This is a genomic window from Rhizobium sp. AN5 (assembly GCF_900215255.1).
GTDB lineage: Bacteria > Pseudomonadota > Alphaproteobacteria > Rhizobiales > Rhizobiaceae > Agrobacterium > Agrobacterium tumefaciens.
Map to the genome: position 1 here is coordinate 322405 of NZ_OCMJ01000003.1, position 20605 is coordinate 343009.

General features: G+C 59.5%; 20 protein-coding genes. 11 read left to right on the plus strand and 9 right to left on the minus strand.

From position 1 onward, the window contains the following. Nucleotides 1-67 precede the first annotated feature (67 nt). Entirely contained in the window at nucleotides 68-970 is a 903-nt protein-coding gene (locus tag CRP02_RS04935) for an amino acid ABC transporter substrate-binding protein (protein ID WP_097170434.1), read from the plus strand. A 45-nt stretch (nucleotides 971-1015) separates the two neighbouring features. On the opposite strand, the gene minE is transcribed toward CRP02_RS04935, so the two are convergent. From minE to minC, 3 genes are read right to left on the minus strand one after another with little or no spacing between them, the layout of a single operon-like run. Beyond that, complete coding sequence (gene minE, locus CRP02_RS04940; RefSeq protein ID WP_003510750.1) at nucleotides 1016-1276, minus strand: cell division topological specificity factor MinE; 261 nt, start codon at nucleotides 1274-1276, stop codon at nucleotides 1016-1018. Further along, nucleotides 1273-2088 (minus strand): septum site-determining protein MinD, encoded by an 816-nt coding sequence (minD, locus tag CRP02_RS04945; RefSeq protein WP_003510752.1) that lies wholly within the window; start codon nucleotides 2086-2088, stop codon nucleotides 1273-1275. Before minD ends, minE begins: the two co-directional genes overlap by 4 nt. A gap of 37 nt (nucleotides 2089-2125) precedes the next feature. Then, a complete protein-coding gene (gene minC, locus CRP02_RS04950; RefSeq protein ID WP_003510754.1) occupies nucleotides 2126-2854 on the minus strand; it encodes a septum site-determining protein MinC in 729 nt (242 codons plus the stop codon). Between the two features lie 410 nt (nucleotides 2855-3264). Here minC and CRP02_RS04955 point away from each other — a divergent pair, with 410 nt between their 5' ends. The 7 genes from CRP02_RS04955 (at nucleotide 3265) to uxuA (ending at nucleotide 10469) form a co-directional block, all read left to right on the plus strand. Further along, nucleotides 3265-3951: an HAD family hydrolase gene (locus CRP02_RS04955; RefSeq protein ID WP_019564617.1), complete on the plus strand. Its 687-nt coding sequence runs from the start codon at nucleotides 3265-3267 to the stop codon at nucleotides 3949-3951. 372 nt (nucleotides 3952-4323) lie between these two features. Beyond that, complete coding sequence (locus CRP02_RS04960) at nucleotides 4324-5040, plus strand: FadR/GntR family transcriptional regulator (RefSeq protein ID WP_013761517.1); 717 nt, start codon at nucleotides 4324-4326, stop codon at nucleotides 5038-5040. A 61-nt stretch (nucleotides 5041-5101) separates the two neighbouring features. Next, nucleotides 5102-6076 carry a sialic acid TRAP transporter substrate-binding protein SiaP gene (locus CRP02_RS04965; protein WP_097170435.1) on the plus strand — a complete coding sequence of 325 codons (975 nt, stop codon included), beginning with the start codon at nucleotides 5102-5104 and terminating at the stop codon, nucleotides 6074-6076. A 61-nt stretch (nucleotides 6077-6137) separates the two neighbouring features. After that, nucleotides 6138-6710 carry a TRAP transporter small permease gene (locus CRP02_RS04970; RefSeq protein WP_097100186.1) on the plus strand — a complete coding sequence of 191 codons (573 nt, stop codon included), beginning with the start codon at nucleotides 6138-6140 and terminating at the stop codon, nucleotides 6708-6710. Between the two features lie 4 nt (nucleotides 6711-6714). Continuing rightward, entirely contained in the window at nucleotides 6715-8121 is a 1407-nt protein-coding gene (locus CRP02_RS04975) for a TRAP transporter large permease (protein WP_097170436.1), read from the plus strand. Nucleotides 8122-8197: 76 nt separating this feature from the next. After that, a complete protein-coding gene (locus CRP02_RS04980; RefSeq protein ID WP_097170437.1) occupies nucleotides 8198-9244 on the plus strand; it encodes an L-idonate 5-dehydrogenase in 1047 nt (348 codons plus the stop codon). A gap of 16 nt (nucleotides 9245-9260) precedes the next feature. Beyond that, nucleotides 9261-10469 (plus strand): mannonate dehydratase, encoded by a 1209-nt coding sequence (uxuA, locus tag CRP02_RS04985; protein WP_097170438.1) that lies wholly within the window; start codon nucleotides 9261-9263, stop codon nucleotides 10467-10469. A gap of 28 nt (nucleotides 10470-10497) precedes the next feature. On the opposite strand, the gene CRP02_RS04990 is transcribed toward uxuA, so the two are convergent. After that, nucleotides 10498-10851 carry an antibiotic resistance protein VanZ gene (locus CRP02_RS04990; protein WP_034501960.1) on the minus strand — a complete coding sequence of 118 codons (354 nt, stop codon included), beginning with the start codon at nucleotides 10849-10851 and terminating at the stop codon, nucleotides 10498-10500. A 244-nt stretch (nucleotides 10852-11095) separates the two neighbouring features. Here CRP02_RS04990 and CRP02_RS04995 point away from each other — a divergent pair, with 244 nt between their 5' ends. Continuing rightward, a complete protein-coding gene (locus CRP02_RS04995) occupies nucleotides 11096-12607 on the plus strand; it encodes an aldehyde dehydrogenase (NADP(+)) (protein WP_097170439.1) in 1512 nt (503 codons plus the stop codon). Nucleotides 12608-12664: 57 nt separating this feature from the next. Here the strand turns inward: CRP02_RS04995 and CRP02_RS05000 are convergent, their stop codons facing one another. The 4 genes from CRP02_RS05000 to CRP02_RS05015 are packed head-to-tail and all read right to left on the minus strand — an operon-like array spanning nucleotide 12665 to nucleotide 17534. Beyond that, on the minus strand, nucleotides 12665-13663 hold the full coding sequence (locus tag CRP02_RS05000; protein WP_097170440.1) for a TRAP transporter substrate-binding protein: 999 nt from the start codon (nucleotides 13661-13663) through the stop codon (nucleotides 12665-12667). Between the two features lie 16 nt (nucleotides 13664-13679). Beyond that, on the minus strand, nucleotides 13680-15512 hold the full coding sequence (locus CRP02_RS05005; RefSeq protein ID WP_097170441.1) for a TRAP transporter large permease subunit: 1833 nt from the start codon (nucleotides 15510-15512) through the stop codon (nucleotides 13680-13682). Nucleotides 15513-15543: 31 nt separating this feature from the next. Beyond that, nucleotides 15544-16671, minus strand: a complete 1128-nt coding sequence (locus tag CRP02_RS05010; RefSeq protein ID WP_097170442.1) for an LLM class flavin-dependent oxidoreductase — start codon at nucleotides 16669-16671, stop codon at nucleotides 15544-15546. Then, complete coding sequence (locus CRP02_RS05015; protein ID WP_097170443.1) at nucleotides 16668-17534, minus strand: ABC transporter substrate-binding protein; 867 nt, start codon at nucleotides 17532-17534, stop codon at nucleotides 16668-16670. The genes CRP02_RS05010 and CRP02_RS05015 overlap by 4 nt, the downstream gene beginning before the upstream one ends. A gap of 211 nt (nucleotides 17535-17745) precedes the next feature. On the opposite strand from CRP02_RS05015, the gene CRP02_RS05020 reads away from it, so the two are divergent. Beyond that, nucleotides 17746-18111: an ArsR/SmtB family transcription factor gene (locus CRP02_RS05020; RefSeq protein ID WP_097170444.1), complete on the plus strand. Its 366-nt coding sequence runs from the start codon at nucleotides 17746-17748 to the stop codon at nucleotides 18109-18111. Nucleotide 18112: 1 nt separating this feature from the next. Continuing rightward, on the plus strand, nucleotides 18113-18742 hold the full coding sequence (locus tag CRP02_RS05025; RefSeq protein ID WP_097170445.1) for a glutathione S-transferase family protein: 630 nt from the start codon (nucleotides 18113-18115) through the stop codon (nucleotides 18740-18742). Between the two features lie 6 nt (nucleotides 18743-18748). On the opposite strand, the gene CRP02_RS05030 is transcribed toward CRP02_RS05025, so the two are convergent. Continuing rightward, nucleotides 18749-20584 (minus strand): ABC transporter ATP-binding protein, encoded by a 1836-nt coding sequence (locus CRP02_RS05030; RefSeq protein ID WP_097170446.1) that lies wholly within the window; start codon nucleotides 20582-20584, stop codon nucleotides 18749-18751. Nucleotides 20585-20605: the final 21 nt, after the last annotated feature.

Here is a 20605-nt window from a genome sequence, read left to right on the forward strand (position 1 = left end):
GGGCGTAAAAACCCCACCTCTATTTTATGAAAATGTTTTGACAGATAATTTTGGCTGGAGATGCGCGATGCAGAGATCGACATTGTGGCTCATGCTTGGGGTTTTTAGTCTTTTACCCACCATTGCAGCCGCCGACGACACCCAACCGCCTACACTCGAAACCATTGCCAGAACCGGCACCATCCGGCTCGGCTTTGCCGACAGAAATCTTCCCTTTTCCTATATGGGAATTGGTCCAGAGCCGATCGGTTACAGCATCGAACTGTGCCTGAAGGTGGCGGATTCCATCAAGAAGAAGTTGGGCCTGCCGGAATTGAAAATCGATTTCGTCAAGCGCACCCCCAGCAACCGCATCACGCTTCTCAATGACGGCACAATCGACATGGAATGCGTGGCGAGCACGAATACGGAGGAAAGACGCAAGGCCGTGTGGTTTTCCTACAGCCACTTCATCACCGGCACGCGTTATGTCGCGCTGAAATCAAGCAACATGACAAGCGTCAGCGATCTTGCCGGTCGAACCGTGGTCGTGACGACGGGAACGATCAATATCAGTCAGCTGAATGTGCTTAACCGCAAACTGGGACTGAACATCGCCGTCCTGCAAAATGACAGTACCGAAGGCAGTTTCGACATGGTGACGGAAGATCGAGCCTCTGCCTTCGTCATGGACGATATTCTTCTGAGGTCCTTTGTGGCTGAAACGGGCAAGCCCGAAGACTATTCCATCTCGAACGAATATCTCGCCCCACCACAGCCATATGGCCTGATGCTCCGACGGGGCGACACCGCCTTCAAGAACGCCGTCAACGAAGCCCTGGGGCAAATTTATGCGAGCGGCGAAATCAACGCGATCTACGACAAGTGGTTCAACGCGCCGATCCCGCCGAACGGCATAAACCTCAAGCGCCCGCTTCCCGACGATCTGGCCGAGGCATTTAGAATGCCGGTTGATACGACGGCCGAGTAAAGAAAAACGCCGCCCTGCAAGGGGCGGCGGTATTCGGAGAAAACATCACGCGGCGCGCAGGTCGGCGCTCAACGGTATCTCGACATCAATCTCCAATATGGAGACGTGCTCGTCACGATCCATCTTCACATGCACCCGATCGTTATCGATCTGCACATGCTTGGCGATGACGGCGAGAATTTCTTCCCGGAGGACGGCGACGAGATCGGTTCCCGACGACGCCCTTTCGTGGGCAAGCAGCACCTGCAGTCGCTCGCGCGCAAGCGGTGCCGACTTTTGTTTACGGAACAGGCCGAAAATGCTCATGCAGCCCTCCTAGCAAAGATCTTGGAGAAGATACCCCGCTTTTCGCCCGGAATGACCACCGGAATGTCCTCGCCTGACAGGCGGCGGGCAGCGTCAAAGTAAGCCATGGCAGGTGCGCAACGGGCATCCGCGAGCGTAACCGGTGCGCCGACGTTGGAAGCACGCAGCACATCCGTGCTTTCGGGAATGATACCGAGCAGCGGAATGGAGAGGATTTCCAGAACGTCGTCGACCTTCAGCATGTCGCCGCGCTCGGCACGGGCCGAATCATAGCGCGTCAGAAGCAGGTGCTTTTCCATGCGCTCGCCGCGTTCGGCCTTCAGCGTCTTGGAATCGAGCAGGCCGATGATGCGGTCACTGTCACGCACCGAGGAGACTTCCGGATTGGTGACCACGACGGCCACATCCGCATGGCGCATGGCCAGTGTCGCGCCGCGTTCGATACCGGCCGGGCTGTCGCAGATGACCCAGTCGAAATGTTTCTTCAACTCGGCGATGACCCATTCCACGCCTTCCGGCGTCAGATTGTCCTTGTCGCGTGTCTGCGAGGCGGGCAGCAGGAATAGCGTCTCGAGGCGCTTGTCGCGGATCAGCGCCTGCGTCAGCTTGGCATCGCCCTGGATGACGTTGACGAGATCGTAAACCACCCGGCGTTCAGCACCCATGACGAGATCGAGGTTACGCAAGCCGACGTCAAAATCGACAACCACGACCTTCTGCTTGTTCTGCGCCAGTGCGGCGCCAAGCGCTGCGGTCGAGGTGGTCTTGCCAACCCCGCCCTTGCCGGAAGTAACAACGACTACCTTCCCCATACGGCTCTCCTGTTCCTGTGTTGTTTTCTCTATGTCATCAGCCAAGTTTTTCGGCCTTTATCGTATCGTTTTCCAGCCACAGCTGAACGGGCTGGCCGCGCAGCTTGTCGTCAATGTCCTCGGCAACCTTGTAGACGCCGTCGATTGCCAGTAGCTCCGCCTCCAGCTTGCGGCAGAAGATGCGCGCCGAGACATTGCCAAGCGAACCGGCCATGGCGCGACCGCGCAACGCCCCGTAAATATGCACCGACCCTCCCGCGATGATTTCCGCACCCGAGGCGACGGAACCGATGACGGTCACATCGCCTTCAGGGAACATGATCGACTGGCCGGAGCGCACCGGCTCGTTGATGACCAGCGACTGTACCACGGCCCGGACCTCGCCCGAAGCACGCGGCTTTTCTTCCGGCAATTCGGCAGCGATGGCGACGGGCTCCACCTCGACATCTGAAGCGGGCTTTCCGCCCTTCAGTGACGGCGGCATGCCCGGCTCGATCATCGAGGGGCGAACACCTTCGATCCCCATGATTCCGACATTACGTTCCGTCAGCGCTGCCAGCAGAGCCTTCAGCCCTGCCTTGTCCAGCGACAGCTCAGACGCATCCAGAACCACCGGACGCGACAGGAAGAACCCGGCCGAACGTGCAGCAAGATCATCCAGCCGTTCCAGCCATTGATCGAGCGGAGCTTCAGGGGACAGAACGACCGCGAGGAAGGAGCGGCCTTTGATACGGATCGAACGCTGGTCTGTTAGCACTTTGGTCATCTTGGTAAACAAATCGTTGACAATTAGGTACCTCGAATATGGTTAACAAATGGTTAACAACACCCCTTAAACGACGGTTTCGTTAAGAGAATTCCGCTGCGAAAAATCTCATGCACAACATTCATAAGCTCCGTTTAGCTTTTGATTTTTCGAACTTTGATTGCTTTCGAAAACTCACAATAGCAGTTGATCCTTGCTGCAACCTGACGCCCGCATGACCGTATGCGGACGTCGCCTCCCCTGCCTGACCATGCCCCGAGTCGCAGCTCGTGCAAACTGTCCGATTCCGGCACGATGTCCGCCACTGGCGGATGGGTCGCCATTTGCTTGAGGAGCGGAAAAACGATTCCGTTATGCCTGCCGATGCTATAGACACGAGGCCAACCCGACACATCCAACGGAAGAATGTGATGCACAGCAAAGTCCCGGCGACCGCCCAGATCTCCTCGCGCGAATATGGCGCCTTCCTGTTCGACATGGATGGAACGCTGCTGAATTCCATTGCGGTGGTGGAGCGGGTCTGGCGCGAATGGGCCGTAGACAACGGCATAGAGCCGGAGGCGTTCCTGCAGCGCATCCATGGCATGCGCGCATCCGAGGTTGTGCGTCGCGAGGCAGTTCCCGGCCTCGATATCCAGGAACAGGCGGATATGCTTTTGCAAAAGGAAATGGACGACGTTGACGGCATCCTCCAGATTCCGCAGGCAGCAGCATTTCTTGAGAAATTGCCGGCCGGAAAATGGGCCATCGTCACCTCCGCCGCCCGTGCCCTTGCCGAACTCCGGTTGGCTGCGGCAGGCCTCACACCGCCTCCAGTGATGATCTGCGCCGAGGACGTCGTGAACGGCAAGCCTGACCCGGAGGGTTACAGAAAGGCTGCTGCGAAGCTCGGCGTCGCACCTGAAGACTGCGTCGTCTTCGAAGATGCGCCCGCTGGTATTCTGGCGGGGGAAAGCATGGGCGCCACGGTCGTGGTCATTAACGCCACTCATTCGCATCCCATCGAAACGCCGCACCTTTCCATCGGTGGGTACGGTGAGCTGGACGTCACCATCGGCGACGACGGCGGCTTGAAGCTCACAAGTAACAAGGGCTGAAAAGCCAACCCAAACATGCGGTGTCATCCTCGGGTCTGTCCCGAGGATCAATCACGTTTCGTAAAATCAGTCCGTTGCGGATGCTCAGGATAGGCCCGAGCATGACGGAGGAGACGTGTTCGGACTTTGTAATCACTTTCGACCAATGGCTTGGGTGGACCAGATTCCGCCTCCAGGCCGAAATGATGGAAATGGCAAAAAACAGCTAATCAAAGCGACTGCCGAGCCCGCCGCACCGGTCTCCAGTCTTTCGCCTTGCACTTTTCCTCTAGCGGCCAATTGACAGCACCGCATAAATCCTACCTAATAAAATTGGTAAGACCATCTTACCGCTTGCGCGAAGGGGGGAGACTTTCGCGCTGGGAGGACATCATGTTTGTGGCTCTGGAGCCGCGCCGCCTCTACAGGCTGGTCGCGGAACAAATTCGCTTGCTTATCGAGAGCGGGGAACTGACGGACGGTCAGCGCCTGCCGGCGGAGCGCGATCTGGCGGAACGTTTTGGCGTTTCCCGCCCGACGGTGCGGGAAGCACTGATCGTTCTGGAAGTGGAAGGCCATATCCATATCCGCATGGGTTCGGGCGTCTATGTGAACACGTCCCGCACGGCTAACAAGGCAAAGTCGCCCGTGCCGGACGCGCACGGCCCATTCGAAATCCTGCAGGCGCGCTGCATCATTGAAAGCGCTATCGCAGAGGAGGCCGCGAGGCTTGCCACGTCCGAATGCATCGCCAGGCTGGACGACATCATCGAACGCATGGCCGGGGCGCTCGACAATTCGCCGCAGGCCCTCAACCTCGACCGCGCCTTCCACACCGCCATTGCCGACATCATCGGCAACTCAGCGCTGAACCGCTTTACCGGCCTGATCTATGACGAGCGCAGCCTTTCGCCCTATTTTGAGAAGCTCGCCAGCTATTTCGAAGGTCCTCACACATGGATTCTCGCCGTTCAGGAACACCGGGTGATCCGCGACGCAATCGCGGCGAACGACCCGGAAGGCGCACGCGAGGCGATGCGGCAGCATCTGACGCTGTCGCAAAAGAGATTTTCCGAAAGTTTCGGGGAGGAAACGATCGGAGAAGAGTGACCGCGCCGCTACCGGCGATGGGAAAAACAGAAATCTGGCTTTAATTCGGGAGGAGTTAAGAATGAAAATCAGATTGTCAACTTTGATGGGTGCAACCGCTGCCATTTTGCTTTCGGCTTTGGCGGCACAGGCGCAAACAACGCTGAAATGGGCGCATGTGTACGAGACCTCCGAACCGTTCCACACGGATTCGGTCTGGGCTGCGGAAGAAATCGCCAAGCGCACCGACGGCCGCTACAAGGTGGATGTATTCCCCGCCTCGCAGCTCGGCAAGGAAGCGGATATCAACCAGGGCCTGAAGATCGGCACGGTGGATATCATCATCTCCGGCTCCAGTTTCGCCGCACGTGACTTCAAGCCGATCGGCGTTACCTATTTCCCCTATATCTTCCGCGATCCGAGCCATCTGATCGCCTATACCAAGAGTGATATCTTCAAGCGTCTTGCCAAGGGTTACGAGGACAAGACCGGCAACCACATCGCCGCCGTCAGCTATTACGGCACGCGCCACACCACGTCGAACAAGCCGATTGCCAACTGCGCCGACATGGCGGGGCTGAAGATGCGTGTTCCCGACGTTCCGGCCTATCTCGCCATGCCACGCGCCTGCGGTGCCAACACGACGCCGATCGCATTCGCAGAAGTCTATCTGGCGCTTCAGAACGGCACGGTCGATGCACAGGAAAACCCGCTGACGACCATCGAGGCAAAGAAGTTCTTCGAAGTGCAGAAGAACATCGTGCTGACCGGCCACATCGTCGACCACCTCAACACGGTGATCTCGAAGAACCTGTGGTCCAAGCTTTCCGATGAAGACAAGAAAATCTTCACGGACGTCATGCAGGAAGCCGCCGTGCGGACCACGAAGACCATCGAAGGACGCGAAAAAAGCCTCGTGGAAGAGTTCAAGAAGCGTGGCCTGACGGTCGCAGAGGTGGACAAGGCGGACTTCGAGAAGAACGTCGTGGAGAAGGTGAAGTTCGAGGACTTCGGTTACGACAAGGCCGACTGGGAAGCCATTCGCGCCGTCAAGTGAGCCAAGATCCGGTGCGGCCTTCGTTGCCGCACCGCCCTTTCTCTCCAGACGGGATATCTCAATGTCGCAGGAAATTCATACTCAGGTCACGCCTGAAGAACTCGCCCATACGTTTGACGAGGCGCCGCCCGAAGTCGACCTGAAGGTCTACGCCTTCGAGGACTGGGTTACGCTTGGCCTTTTCTGGCTGATGACAGGTTGCGTGTTCCTTCAATTCTTCACCCGTTACGTGCTTAACGACAGCTATGCCTGGACGGAAGAAATCGCCGTCAACTGCCTGATTGGCGTGGTGTTTCTAGGTTCGGTCATGTGCGTGCGCATGTCACGCCACATCCAGGTGGATGTGCTTTATCACTACGTTCCGCCGCAGGTTGCCCGCGTCATGTCGATCCTTGTCGACGTGCTGCGCATCCTGTTCTTCGCCTACACCTCGTGGCTGATGTGGCGGTATCTGGAAATCGTCGCGGACGAGGAAATGGTCACCGTCGCCCTGCCGCGCAACATCGTTTTCTATACGGTTCTGGCCGCTTTCGTCCTGATGTTCTTCCGTTCGGTGCAGGTCTTCATCGCCAATATGCAGCGTGGCTATTCCGTTCTGGAACGGCCGGAAGAATTCCAGAGCGCGGGGGATTGAACATATGCTTATTCTTATCGGCTCGTTTCTTCTGTTGATGCTGATCGGCCTGCCGGTCGCCATTTCAATGGCCACGGCATCGCTTCTCTACATCGTCTCGTACAATGTCGCGCCTGATATCATCGCGGCGCAGCGTCTGATTGCGGGCGTGGAAAGCTTCCCGCTTCTCGCCGTTCCCTTCTTCATCCTTGCTGGCAATCTCATGAACACGGCGGGGGTGACGGGACGCATCTATTCCTTCGCCGTGGCGCTGGTCGGGTGGATGAAAGGTGGTCTGGCACAGGTCAACATCATCGGCTCGGTGATCTTTTCCGGCATGTCCGGCACGGCCCTCGCCGACGCCGCCGGTATCGGCACCATCGAAATCAAGGCCATGAAGGATCATGGTTATCCGGTCGAAGCGGCCGTCGGCGTCACCGCCGCCTCCGCAACGCTCGGGCCGATCTTTCCGCCATCGTTGCCCTTCGTCATCTACGGCATGATGGCAAACGTCTCGATCGGCGCACTGTTCATGGCCGGCATCGTTCCGGGCGTCGTCATGACGCTTCTGATGATGATCACCGTTGCCGTCTTCGCCTACGTCAAGGGCTGGGGTTCCGATACGCCGTTCAACCTCAGAACCATCTTCGGCGCGTCGCTTGAAGTGCTCGTCGTCATGATGGTGCCGCTCGGCATCTATCTCCTGACGCTGTTTGGCCTGTCGCTCAACCTGTCGATCCTGATCGTGCTGGTGGTCTTGCTCGCCTGCGACTGGTATTTCGACTTCTCTGCCGTGATGGCCCTGATGACGCCGGTGATCCTGATCGGCGGCATGACGATGGGCTGGTTCACGCCGACGGAGGCGGCTGTCGCGGCCGTGTTGTGGTCTCTGTTCCTCGGGCTTGTCCGTTACCGGACGATGACGTTCAAGTCGCTGGCGAAATCGACCTTCGACACGATAGAGACCACGGCATCTGTTCTCTTCATCGTGGCGGCGGCATCAATCTTCGCATGGCTTCTGACGGTCAGCCAGGCCGCACAGCTGCTATCGGCGGCGATCCTGACGATCACCGACAGCAAGTGGATTTTCCTCCTGCTGGTCAACCTGCTGATGCTGTTCGTCGGCTGCTTCCTAGACACGATTGCGGCAATCACCATCCTCGTGCCGATCCTGTTGCCGCTGGTGCTGCAGTTTAATATCGACCCGGTGCATTTCGGCCTCATCGTCACGCTCAACCTGATGATAGGACTTCTGCATCCACCGCTCGGCATGGTGTTGTTCGTGCTCTCACGCGTGGCGAAACTCTCCGTCGAGCGCACGACCGTCGCCATTCTGCCGTGGCTGGTGCCGCTGTTCGTGGCGTTGTTGCTGATCACCTTCATTCCGGCGATCACGCTATGGCTGCCGACGGAAATGGGTCTGATCCGCTGACCAGCACATCCCCTGCCCGCGCGGTTCGCCGCGCGGGTTTGATTCATCCAATACACATACGATGAGAGGCACCTTGATGCAGACACGCGTGGCACGTTTATACGGCCGTGAAGATATCCGCGTCGAAACGCAGGACATGCAGGCGCCGGGCCCCGGTGAAGTGCTGCTGACCATGGCGGCGGGCGGCATTTGCGGCTCCGATCTACATTATTATCAGGACGGCGGCTTCGGGCCTGTGCGGGTTCGCGAGCCGATCATCTGCGGCCATGAGGCATCGGGGCGAGTGCAGGCGCTGGGCGAAGGCGTCAGTGGGCTCGCACTCGGCCAGCTCGTCGCCGTCAATCCCTCGCAGCCTTGCGGCCATTGCCATTTCTGCCTGAAGGGCCAACCGATCCATTGCCTCGATATGCGCTTCATGGGCAGCGCCATGCGCCTGCCGCACGAACAGGGCATGTTCCGTGATCGGCTCGTGGTTCCCGCAAAACAATGCGCGACATTTTCAGACACCACTTCGCCCGCTGAAGCCGCCTGCACCGAACCGCTTGCGGTCTGCCTGCATGCCGTCGCACAAGCGGGAGATCTGACCGGCGCCAAGGTGCTGGTGACAGGCGCCGGGCCGATCGGCCTCTTGACGATTGCCGCCGCCCGCCATGCCGGTGCCGGCGTCATTCTCGCCACCGACCTGACCGATGCGGCGCTGGAACGCGCGCCCGCCATGGGGGCAGACCGCACCATCAATGTCGCGAAAGACGCAGAAGCACTTTTACCCTATCAGGACAATAAGGGCTATTTCGACGTCATTTTCGATTGCTCCGCCGCGGCACCTGCGCTTCGCGCCGCCTTCGCCTGTGTACGTCCGCGCGGTACTGTCGTGCAGGTGGGCGTCACCGGTGACATAACCATTCCGCTCAATGCGCTGGTGGGCAAGGAAATCCTCTGGCGCGGCTCGCAGCGTTTCCACGACGAATTCGCCATTGCCGCCGGCCTGATCTCCACGCGCGGGATCGATGTGCGGCCGATCATTTCCCACAGCTTCCCGCTTGAAGAGGCGAAATCCGCATTCGAGCAGGCTGGAGACCGCTCCGCCGCCTGCAAGGTGCAGCTGACATTTTCCGCGGAATGATATTTGAGGATAAAAAATGAGACATACATGGCGCTGGTTCGGCCCGGTGGACAAGGTCACGGTTCAGGATGCGGCTCAGGCAGGGGCGGAAGGCATCGTAAGCGCGCTGCACCACATCACCACCGGCGATGTCTGGCCGGTGGATGAAATCGCCAAACGGCATGAGGCGATCAAGGCCGGTGGACTCTATTGGGACGTGGTGGAAAGCGTGCCGGTCTCCGAGGAGATCAAAACCCAGATGGGCGACTGGAAAAACCATATCGCCAACTGGCAGGAGACGCTGCGCCGCCTCTCCGCCAAGGGCATCCGCACCGTCTGCTACAATTTCATGCCGGTGCTGGACTGGACCCGCACCGATCTGCGCTGGGAAACGAAGCACGGCGCAAAAGCCATGCGTTTTGACCTTTCCGATTTCGCCGCCTTCGACATTCACATTCTCAAACGCCCCGACGCGAAGGCCGATTATCCGGAGTGGCTGATCGAGGAAGCGGCAAAACGTTTCGCCGACATGCCGGATACGAAGATCGCCGCACTCGGGCGTAATATCGGCGCGGGCCTGCCGGGTTCGGCGGATGGGTACACCCTCAGCCAGCTTCTCGAAAAGCTGCGCTCCTATCACGGTATAAACCGCGAAAAACTGCAGCAGAACCTGATTGATTTTCTGTCGGAAGTGACGCCGGTCGCGGAAGAAGTCGGCATCAACATCTGCGCCCACGGCGACGATCCCCCATGGCCGCTGCTCGGCCTGCCGCGTATTCTTTCAACGGAGTCCGACTACGCCCATATGCTCTCGCAAGTCGACAGCCGCGCCAATGGCGTCACGCTCTGCACCGGCTCGCTCGGCGCGCGGGCGGATAACGACCTGCCTTTCATCGCCAGCCGTTTTGCAGACCGCATCCATTTCGTGCATCTGCGCAACGTCACGCGCGACACCGACACCGTGCCCTGCTCCTTCTTCGAGGACGAGCATCTGGAAGGTGGAACGGATATGGTCGCCGTTATCGCAGCACTTCTGACGGAAGAATCCCGCCGTCGTGCGGAGGGCCGTGCAGACCACACCATTCCGATGCGGCCCGACCATGGCCAGGAAATCCTTGATGACCTGACGCGCGGGGCGCAGCCGGGATATCCCGCCATAGGCCGATTGAAGGGGCTGGCAGAGTTGCGCGGCATCGAGCGCACGCTGTCGCACGGCCGTTTCGGATTGGCGAAGCAGGCGAATTGAGCCGACACGATTGGCCGCCGGCAGCCTCTTAGCTTGCGGTCAATCGCGTCCTGAATTGAAGATACGAAAAGGCGGCAAGCCCACCGGCAATGGCGCCAACGGCTTTCACAACTGCATCTGTCATATGCGGATGCCGTGTGGGCGACAGAAATTGCAGCGCCTCGATGCCGAAAGCCGCCACGACACCCGCGACAATGATGGCAAGCCAGTAACGCGGATAGGCCAGCACGAAGGCAGCCGAACAGAAGGCAAAGGCGGCAGCGCGGTCGATGCCGACGGTCGTCAGCGTATGGGGCCGAAGCCCGATCGGGCAAACTGTAACGATCACGATCAGCAGCAGAACCGACCAGGCGATGTATTTCGGAAGTCTATTTGTCATCATGGCGTCACAATAGAGCGCCGCGCGCATAAACGGAAGATCGTCTTTTTCTTCCACCGCCCAATAAATCACACTTTTTGGACAGATACTGCACAAACCGGCTTTCGCTGAAGCCCTACTCGGGCTAAGGCAGAGGGCAACCGGACAAGGATCGCGGCTGATGGCTTTCAGGCTGTCGCCCTTCGGTCCGGTTTTACGGTATCGGGTGGATTTTCCACACAGGATCAGATTTTCAGGGAAGAGCACAATGAGTTTCAAGCCGCACGGCAAACATCTGGTTGCAGGAGAATGGGTCGCCACGGAAGCGAAATTCCGCAGCGAGCCTGCACATGGCGAAGCTTTCGATTTTTCGGTCGGCACCGTCGATCTGGTGAATGCGGCCGCAGAAGCAGCCGAAGAGGCTTTCTGGAGCTACGGCTACACGACCCGCGAAGAGCGCGCCGCATTCCTCGACACCATCGCCGATGAGATCGAGGCCCGCGCCGACGCCATCACTGAAATCGGCACGTCCGAGACCGGCCTGCCCGCAGGACGCCTGCAGGGTGAACGCGGCCGCACTACCGGACAGCTTCGCCTTTTCGCATCGCATATCCGCAAGGGTGACTATCTTGACCGCCGCCACGACGAAGCGCTGCCGGACCGCCAGCCGCTGCCGCGCCCGGATATCCGTCTGATGCAGCGTCCGATCGGCCCCGTTGCGGTCTTCGGTGCTTCCAACTTCCCGCTCGCCTTCTCGACCGCCGGTGGTGATACCGCCGCCGCTCTCGCAGCCGGCTGCCCGGTTGTGGTCAAGGGCCATTCCGCCCATCCCGGCACCGGTGAAATTATTGCCGAGGCCGTTCTCGCCGCCGTCAAGAAGCACAATCTGCATCCCGGCGTCTTCTCGCTGATCCAGGGCGGCCGCCGCGATGTCGGTTCCGCGCTCGTCCAGCATCCGCGCATCAAGGCAGTCGGCTTCACCGGCTCGCTCGCCGGTGGCCGCGCACTGTTCGATCTCTGCGCCCAGCGTCCGGAACCGATCCCGTTCTTCGGCGAACTCGGTTCTGTCAACCCGATGTTCCTGCTGCCGGAAGCCGTTTCCGCGCGCGGTGAAGCCATCGCCAAGGGCTGGGCAGGTTCGCTCACCATGGGTGCTGGCCAGTTCTGCACCAATCCCGGCATTGCCGTGGTGCTTGCCTCGCAGGCGGATGCCGTGTCGGAAACCGCACGTGCGGCCCTTTCCGAAGTCGGCCCGCAGGTCATGCTGACCGACGGTATCGCCGCTGCCTATCGTGACGGTCGCGACCGCATCGCAGCCGGCAACGGCGTGCGCGACGTTTTGACCACCACCTGCGACCTGCGTAACGCAACGCCTTACCTGTTCCGCGTTTCGGGCAAGGATTGGGTTGCCAACCACGCGCTCGCCGAAGAAGTCTTCGGACCGCTCGGCCTCATCGTGACGGTCGACAACGCTGAAGAAATGATCGAAGTGGCAAAGAGCTTCGAAGGTCAGCTGACAGCGACCATGCATCTTGACGCAGGTGACGCCGAACTCGGCCGCAAGCTGCTGCCGATCCTCGAGCGCAAGGCCGGCCGCGTTCTCGCCAATGGCTTCCCGACCGGCGTTGAAGTCTCCGAAGCCATGGTTCACGGCGGCCCCTACCCGGCTTCCACGAACTTCGGTGCGACCTCGGTCGGCACCATGTCGATCCGCCGCTTCACGCGCCCGGTTTCCTACCAGAATATTCCTTCGGTCGTTCTGCCGCAGGATATCCGCTGATCGAAAAAATGGGGAGGGCGCTCAAGCGCCCTCCCCATTTACAATAGTGCATCGGTATCAGGCCGACTGGATCGCCTGTATTTTCTCGATGCCGCCGACAGTGCCGGCGAAATCCTGCCAGACGCCCTGCGCACCCTTGCGCCATTCATCCAAGGCTTCCGGCTGCAAGACCTTGCCGCCCTTCGAAACGGCGAGCTCCACCGATTTCGCCTCATCCTCAACGATCAGCTGGTTGAAATAAAGCGCGCCTTCGCTGGAAGCCTCGGCAAGAACCTTCTTTTCTTCGTCATCGAGTTGGTTCCAGAAAGCCGCACCATAATAAACCACGCCCGATGCCCAGATATGGCCGGTCTCGGTCATGTAGGGCACAACCTCGTAAAGCTTGAACCCGGCATAGGCGGACTTCGTCAGATCCATGGCGTCGGCTACGCCGGTTGACAGTGCATTATAGGTCTCGGTGATGGGAATGCCGACCGGTGTGGTGCCGAAGGCGCTCCACAGCTTGGTGTGCAGCGGGCTCTGGATGACGCGGATCTTCTTGCCTTTGAGCTGCTCTGGTCGGGTTACCGGCTCCTTGGTCAGGAGATGGCGCGCACCGTAGTTGATGAAGTCTACGGCGACGAATTGCTGCGCGCCAAGCTTGGTCTTCAGCTCGCTGCCGGTCTCGCCCGTCACCACCTTGCGCACATGGTCTGCATCGCGGAACAGGAAGGGCAGATCGAGGATTTGCAGTTCCGGCACCCAGCCGGAGAGCGAAGAGACCGTGGAAAGGCTCGCCTGAACCGATCCGAGACGGATATTTTCCGCCACTTCCTTTTCGCCGCCCAGCGCACCGCTCTTGACGATGTTGAAGCGGAAACGGCCGGGCAGCTTTGCCTCCACCAGCTCGCTGATCTTCACCCAGATTTTCGTCTCCGGCTTGTCGTCCGCGAACAGGGAAGCGACCGTAATGTTACGGGTCCTGGCATTTGCGTTGCGGACGAAGGCGGGCGTGGCAAGTGCTGCCACACCCGCAGCGGAGAGTTTCAGGAGATTGCGACGATCGATAATAGTCATGAATAAAACCCCGGATTTAGAAGACAATGGCCCAGGCGCACAGAATGGCGAGGGAAACGAGAAGGGATAGGAGATAGGGAACGACGGCCTGGAATAGCGCCGTCGCTGGAATGCGGGTGACACCGCTGACGACGAAGATCAGCATGCCGAGCGGTGGTGTGAGGCCATGGATCATCAGGTTGACCACGAGAATGACGCCGAAATGGATGGGATCGATGCCGGCCGCAACGGCCGCGGGTAACAGGATCGGTCCAAACAGCAGGATGGCCGCACCGATATCCAGCACCAGCCCCACCACGAGCAGGATGAGGTTGGAAAGCAGAAGCACCGCGATCTTGCTGCCGCCAAGCAATGTCACGAAATCCGTGACGAGGCCGGAGACATTATCGACCGCCAGAAGGAAGGCGAAGGGGCCTGCCGTGCCGATAAGGAGACCGATGGCCGCCGCCTCACCGGCTGATTGCCGGAAAGTTGCGAAGATACGCCCCGCGCCCAGCCGGTACCCGAAGCCGAGAAGCAGCGTGTAGAGTGCGGCAAGTGCGGCCGCCTCCGTGGTGGTGACGACGCCGATGCGGATGCCGACCACCACGATGACGCCAAGACCGAAGGCGGGTATGGCGGCGATAGCCGAGCGCCAGCGTTCCGTGCCCGTGGCGCGCGGCAGGGTATCGACGCTGCGCACGCTCCAATGGATAGCCACCGCAAGGCAGATCGCCATCAGCCCGCCGGCAAAAAAGCCGCCGACCAGCAACGAGCCCACCGACAGGTTGGTAGCCGTTGCGAGGATGAGAAAGGCGATGGAGGGCGGGATGACATTGTCGAGCACCGACGTGGCAGCAATGATCGCGCCCGCCTGCGCCGGCGGATAGCCGTGTTTCACCAGTTCCGGCTGGAAGGTTGAAGCGCCGAAGGCGGCGTTGGCGACAGAGGAACCGGATGCGCCGGAAAACAGCACGCTGGTCAACAGCGTCGTCTGTGCCAGCCCTGCCCGGCGGTGTCCAACCATGGAGGCGGCGAACCGAACCAGCTGGTTGGCAACGCCCGATTCCGTCAGCAGGCTTCCGGCCAGCAGGAAGAAGGGGATGGCGAGCAGCAGGAATTTCGACATGCCTGTCACCGTTGAGGAAACGATGGCCGGCTCCGGCAAGGTACTGCCGAAGGCGATCGCTACATAGGCTGCGGCGAGAAAGGCATGGGCGAGCGGTGCTGCCAGCACCAGCCCCACCGCCGCCGTCAGCGCCAGAAACAGGCTGGGCGGCAGGCTCGTATCAACGAAGACTTCCGGCAGGCCGACATAGGCCACAATTGCAATGGTGAGAGACGCTAGAACGGCAAATGTCTTGCCCTCACTGACACGCTGAAGCACTAGGTAAAGAAGGATCAGTGCGCCGCCTGCACCCAGAAAGCCGAAACGCACCCATTCCGGCAGACCGAGTGTCGGAGACGTACCGCCCAGCATCGCCGCGATTTCAACGCCACCGAAGGCGAGGATCAGTGCTGCAACGAAGGAGAAGGCGTCCGCCAGAACTTCCGTGGCGGCATGAAACCGCTCAGGCAAAAACCGAACGAAAACATCGAGCCGCATGGCAAGCGCGCTTTTGAGGCTGAGCGGCGCGCCGACCGCGATCATCGCCACATGCAGCCAGATGCCGAGGTCTTCCGCACCGATGAAGCCAGTGTGAAACAGATAACGCAGGGTGACATTGACCAGCACCACCACGAGAAGAGTCGCAAGGATTGCGGCGGCGACCGCGCCGAGCCCCTTGTCCAGAACGGCAAGCGCCCGTTCCGCCGCACGCTGCGGACCGATGCGCCGTTGTGCAATCGTTGTTGCCGGACCAGCCGTCATGTCTTTTTTCTCCACTCCCGGAAGGCCATGCTTACGATGCCTTTGCCGAGAGGTCGCGGTCGAACAAAGTCGACCAGGTGAATTGTTTGGCTGACGAAACTTCCCGCGATACATCAAGACGCGGAAGAACCTTTTCCCCGAAACGGAAGGCCTCTTCCAGCAATGGCATGCCGGACAGAATAAAGGTATTCACGCCCGCCTTTTTATAGGCCTCCAGCGTACGGATGACCGTATCGGGCGACCCGACAATTGCGGTGCCCGGTCCCGGCCGGACAAGACCGATGCCGGCCCAGAGATTGGGGGCAATTTCGAGATCACGCAGGTTCTCAGGCTTCTGTCCACCATGCATCGCCGTCATGCGCTGCTGGCCGACGGAATCCGTCTTGCCGACGAAACGCTGGTTGGCGGCAATGGAACGCTCGTCCATGCGCCCGTAAAGATCGGCGGCGGCGGTCCATGCCTCTTCATCCGTATCGCGGACAATCACATACAGGCGAATGCCGTATTCCAGCTCGCGGCCGAGTTTCTCCGCACGCGCCTTGACGAGATTGACCTTCGCGCCGATCTGATCAGGTGTTTCACCCCAAGAAAGATAGGTCTCGACATGTTTGGCGGCAACCTCGATCGCCTTCTCCGAAGAGCCGCCGAACCATAGCGGTGGTGGCTCTATGCCTTGCCCCACCGGCAGTGCCAACTTTGCGCCTTCGGTCTGGAAATGGCGGCCCTTGAAATCGACCGTCTCACCGGCAAAAAGACGATGCCAGATCTGCAGATATTCATCCGCCATATCGTAGCGCTCGTCATGCGGCATGGTCATGCCATATGCACCGAGCATCTTTGCATCGCCAGAGACGACGTTGATCAGCAGGCGTCCGCGCGAAAATTCCTGAAGCGTCGCCGCCATCTTGGCGAGCAGCGTTGGCGCGACAAGGCCCGGATGAATCGCGACCAGAAACTTCAGCCGCTCGGTATAGGAAAGCAGTGCGCCAGCCAGAACCCAGACATCATGCGCGCCGGTGGCAAACAGGGCGCCTGTGTAACCAAGCTGATCATAAGCAAGCGCAAGCTGCTTGTAATAGCCGAGATCGACCTTGCGGGATCCTTCCGGTTGCCAGGGATAGGCACCATCTGGCGCGCACATGTACCAGAAAACGTTCATCTGTCGCCTCCCGCGCTGGCTGATTGTGGGGCCGGGCTCTGCCCGGTCAGAACCGGTAAAGAGAAATGGCCGTGCCTGTAAAGCGTATCGGCCTCCTCCTGCTGTTCGGCAAGGATATTTTCGGCGGCGGGCACCACCGAAAGATCGCGTGAGCGCAGCACCTTTGCCCAGGACTGCGCATCGCCTTCGCTGCCCGGCTCGGCGGCAAGAAGGGCCGCGGCTCTGTCTATATCCGCCATGACGGCGCGGCCAACGCGGTCCAGTTCGGCGGCAATCGCCTCGCGTTGTTCCAGCGCCACAGTGTGCCGCGCAAGCGTCCAGAACAGCGAACGGTTGGGAATGGTGGAGCCGCAACGGACCAGAAGACTGATCCCTTCATGGGTCAGGGCTTTTTCGAGCCGTGGCGACATCGTCACCCAGGCATCGACGCGGCCTTCCACGAGATCGCGCAGGCTATCGCTGTCACCGCTCTCGATGCGTATTACCTCCGCAAGACCAAGCCCCGCCCCTTCCAGGCTACGCGCAAGAAGATAGGTATGAAAAGACCCGTCAATCAGCGATATGCGTTTTCCCGAAAGGTCGGCCGCAGAGCGGATGGGGCTGTCGCGCCGCACGAGGATCGCGCCGTTTGCGGGGCGTGGTGCCGAGGCGGCGATATAAGCTGCGGAAAGCCCGCGCGCATCCGCCTCGATTGGCGGCGTCGAGCCCGTGCCGCCGAAATGAATTTCGCCTTTTTCCAAAAGCGCTGCGGTATCGCGCCCCTCGCGGTAGGGCACGAATTCCGGATCGAATTCATCAAACGCGCCGGGCCAGAGCCGGGCGAGCCTTAAATGCAGATTGTTGGGATGGACCCCGATTTTCATGTCGACACCTCATTTCTCAATCAATCTACTTTTTTATAGAATGTTTTCGAGGAACGTTTTGGCGATCCTCTGCGGGAAAGCGAAAGAGAAATCTACCAATCCTGTAGATTTTAAAAAAATCCTGATGTGGTCAAACTCGACCTAATCAAACCATTGAAATTTATCGCAATACAATTTACTTTTTTATAGTTTGAAAAATGGACCTGTAGTCGTGACGAAACCGGTTTCCAATCTCATCTGCCGCAGCGTGGTGGAGGCGAGCGAGCTTTTAAAGCTTGTCGCCAACGCCAATCGCCTGGCCATCGTCTGTTATCTCATGGAAACGGAGGCTTCCGTTTCCGCACTGGAATATGAACTCGGCATTCAGCAACCGACACTTTCCCAGCAGCTTGCCGAATTGCGCGATGCCGGTGTGATCGAAGGCTCGCGGGAAGGCAAACAGGTGATTTATCGCGTCACCGATCCGCGCATCATCCAGCTCGTTCTGACATTGCGCGGTCTTTATACTGATCTTTCTGATGTGACCGGCAAGAAAGGCAGGCGGGCTTTGCCACTAGATGAGGCGATGTTCGATTAGCATGATCGACCTCTACACCTGGATCACCCCGAACGGCCTGAAAATCTCGATTGCGCTGGAGGAACTCGGCCTGCCCTATGTCAGCCACGCCATCGACATCGAAAAAGGCGAACAATTCTCAGCCGACTATACCCGCATCAATCCCGGTTCGAAAATCCCGGCAATCATCGATCGCGATAACGGCACAGTTCTAACGGAATCGAACGCGATTCTGATCTATCTCGCCGAAAAGACCGGGCGTCTTCTGCCTGCCTCCCCCGCTGCGCGGCTGGCAGTCACCGAATGGCTGATGTGGCAGGCCGCCAATTTTGGCCCGACACTCGGTTATGCCCATTATTTCCTGACCTATAATGCCGGACAGGCACCCTTTGCGGAGGCGCGTTTCGCCTCGGATACGGAGCGACTCTACCGCACACTGAACGAGCGACTGACGGGCCGGGAATTCATCGCCGGTGATTTTTCCATAGCCGATATCGCCATCTGGCCATGGGTCTCGCGTTTCGCGCGCCATAAAATCGAACTCGACAATTATGCAGCGGTACAGCGATGGTATCGTCAGCTCGGACAGCGCGAAACATTCGGGCGCGGTTACCGCGTGCCTTTCGCGACATCCGATGTACCGGGTCTTTAACTCGCCTTAGCAGGCGACAAGGTGGCCGGGCGAGACCTCACGGTACTCACGCGGTTTCACCACGTAATCGATCGCGCGGATCGGGCTTTTCAGCTCGTCATTCGCGGCATTTCGCCGGGTGTTTCTGCGGTCCGGGTCCGGCACCGGCACGGCGGCCATCAGTTTGCGGGTGTAATCATGCTGCGGATTGTCGAACACCGCCGCACGTGGGCCGATTTCAACGATCTCGCCGAGATACATCACCGCTACCCGGTGGCTGACGCGCTCCACCACCGCCATGTCATGGCTGATGAACAGGAAGGCGAGATCGAGGCTCTGCTGCAGATCCAGCATCAGGTTGATGACCTGCGCCTTGATCGAAACATCAAGCGCCGAAACGCTCTCATCGGCGACAATCACCTTCGGCTGGAGCGCAAGCGCGCGGGCGATACAGATACGCTGACGCTGGCCGCCGGAAAATTCATGAGGGTAGCGCGCCGCCATATCGGGCGAAAGGCCGACCTTCGCCAGCATATCGGCCACAACATCCTTCGCCTCGCGGGCGCTTCCCATGCGGTGCTCCAGAAACGGTTCGGCAATCGCCGCACCTACCGTCATGCGCGGATTGAGCGAGGCATAGGGGTCCTGAAAGATCATCTGCACCGTTTTGCGCATCTCGCGCATGCCTAATTTGTCGAGGGCGAGAATATTCTCGCCATTGACCACCACTGAGCCGGCATCCGGCACGATCAGTCGCATGATGGCACGCCCGGTGGTCGATTTGCCGCAACCGCTTTCGCCGACCAACGACAATGTCTCGCCGGCCCTGAGATCAAAGGACACATTCTCCACCGCATGCACGCGGCCGCTGAGCCGTCCCAAAAGGCCAGAGTGAATATCGAAGCGCTTGGTCAGCCCTTCTACCTTGAGCACCGGCTGGGCACTCGCGTCAACGGTATCGCCCGGCCGCGCTTGCTGCTGCGTTTCGCCTGTGGTGGTGTTGACGATGGGAAATCTGAGCGGTCTTTCCTCACCCGTCATAGAACCCAGAACCGGAACGGCGGACAAAAGCGCGCGGGTGTAGGGATGCTTGCCGCGATGGAAAATATCGGCAGTAGCGCCAACTTCCACCTGCTCGCCGCGATACATGACGACGGTACGATCGGCGATTTCCGCCACCACGCCCATATCATGGGTGATGAACAGAACCGACGTGCCTTCCTCCTCCTGAAGCGTCTTGATGAGGTCAAGGATCTGGCCCTGAATGGTCACATCGAGTGCGGTCGTCGGCTCGTCGGCGATCAGCAGCTTCGGCCGGGATGCAAGCGCCATGGCGATCATCACGCGCTGGCGCATGCCGCCGGAAAAGCGATGCGGATATTCATCGAAACGCGATGCGGCTGAAGGAATACGGACCTTTTCGAGCAGACGAACCGTCTCCGCTTTTGCCTCTGTTTTCGACATCGGCTGGTGGCATAACAAGGCCTCGGAAATCTGGTCACCGATGGTGAACAGCGGGTTGAGGCTGGTCATCGGCTCCTGAAAGATCATGGCGACCTCATTTCCCCGCACCCGCCGCATGGCATCTTCAGAGAGGGACAGCAGGTTGCGCCCGCCAAGCAGGATTTCACCCTCCACCCTGCTGCTTTCACGATCCAGCAGCCGCATGATGGAGAGGGAGGTAACGCTTTTACCCGAGCCACTTTCACCGACAATCGCGACCGTCTCACCCGGCCCGACATCGAAGGAAATATCACGAACCACGGGTTTCCAGCCGCCATCCACGTGAAAGGACGTGGTGAGATTGCGGACGGAAAGCACGGCATCTTCGGCACCAACGGGTGCTGCCTGCGGCATGGTCATGATCGTTCCCTTCTTGTCGTT

Coding starts and splice junctions, on each gene's coding strand:
- CRP02_RS05025 (WP_097170445.1), top strand. CDS start 18,113: ATGATCGACCTCTACACCTGGATCACCCCGAACGGCCTGAAAATCTCG.
- CRP02_RS05030 (WP_097170446.1), bottom strand. CDS start 20,584: ATGACCATGCCGCAGGCAGCACCCGTTGGTGCCGAAGATGCCGTGCTT.
- CRP02_RS04980 (WP_097170437.1), top strand. CDS start 8,198: ATGCAGACACGCGTGGCACGTTTATACGGCCGTGAAGATATCCGCGTC.
- CRP02_RS04970 (WP_097100186.1), top strand. CDS start 6,138: ATGTCGCAGGAAATTCATACTCAGGTCACGCCTGAAGAACTCGCCCAT.
- uxuA (WP_097170438.1), top strand. CDS start 9,261: ATGAGACATACATGGCGCTGGTTCGGCCCGGTGGACAAGGTCACGGTT.
- minD (WP_003510752.1), bottom strand. CDS start 2,088: ATGGGGAAGGTAGTCGTTGTTACTTCCGGCAAGGGCGGGGTTGGCAAG.
- CRP02_RS04935 (WP_097170434.1), top strand. CDS start 68: ATGCAGAGATCGACATTGTGGCTCATGCTTGGGGTTTTTAGTCTTTTA.
- CRP02_RS04955 (WP_019564617.1), top strand. CDS start 3,265: ATGCACAGCAAAGTCCCGGCGACCGCCCAGATCTCCTCGCGCGAATAT.
- CRP02_RS05000 (WP_097170440.1), bottom strand. CDS start 13,663: ATGACTATTATCGATCGTCGCAATCTCCTGAAACTCTCCGCTGCGGGT.
- CRP02_RS05010 (WP_097170442.1), bottom strand. CDS start 16,671: ATGAACGTTTTCTGGTACATGTGCGCGCCAGATGGTGCCTATCCCTGG.
- CRP02_RS04960 (WP_013761517.1), top strand. CDS start 4,324: ATGTTTGTGGCTCTGGAGCCGCGCCGCCTCTACAGGCTGGTCGCGGAA.
- minE (WP_003510750.1), bottom strand. CDS start 1,276: ATGAGCATTTTCGGCCTGTTCCGTAAACAAAAGTCGGCACCGCTTGCG.
- CRP02_RS04975 (WP_097170436.1), top strand. CDS start 6,715: ATGCTTATTCTTATCGGCTCGTTTCTTCTGTTGATGCTGATCGGCCTG.
- CRP02_RS04995 (WP_097170439.1), top strand. CDS start 11,096: ATGAGTTTCAAGCCGCACGGCAAACATCTGGTTGCAGGAGAATGGGTC.
- minC (WP_003510754.1), bottom strand. CDS start 2,854: ATGACCAAAGTGCTAACAGACCAGCGTTCGATCCGTATCAAAGGCCGC.
- CRP02_RS05005 (WP_097170441.1), bottom strand. CDS start 15,512: ATGACGGCTGGTCCGGCAACAACGATTGCACAACGGCGCATCGGTCCG.
- CRP02_RS04990 (WP_034501960.1), bottom strand. CDS start 10,851: ATGATGACAAATAGACTTCCGAAATACATCGCCTGGTCGGTTCTGCTG.
- CRP02_RS04965 (WP_097170435.1), top strand. CDS start 5,102: ATGAAAATCAGATTGTCAACTTTGATGGGTGCAACCGCTGCCATTTTG.
- CRP02_RS05015 (WP_097170443.1), bottom strand. CDS start 17,534: ATGAAAATCGGGGTCCATCCCAACAATCTGCATTTAAGGCTCGCCCGG.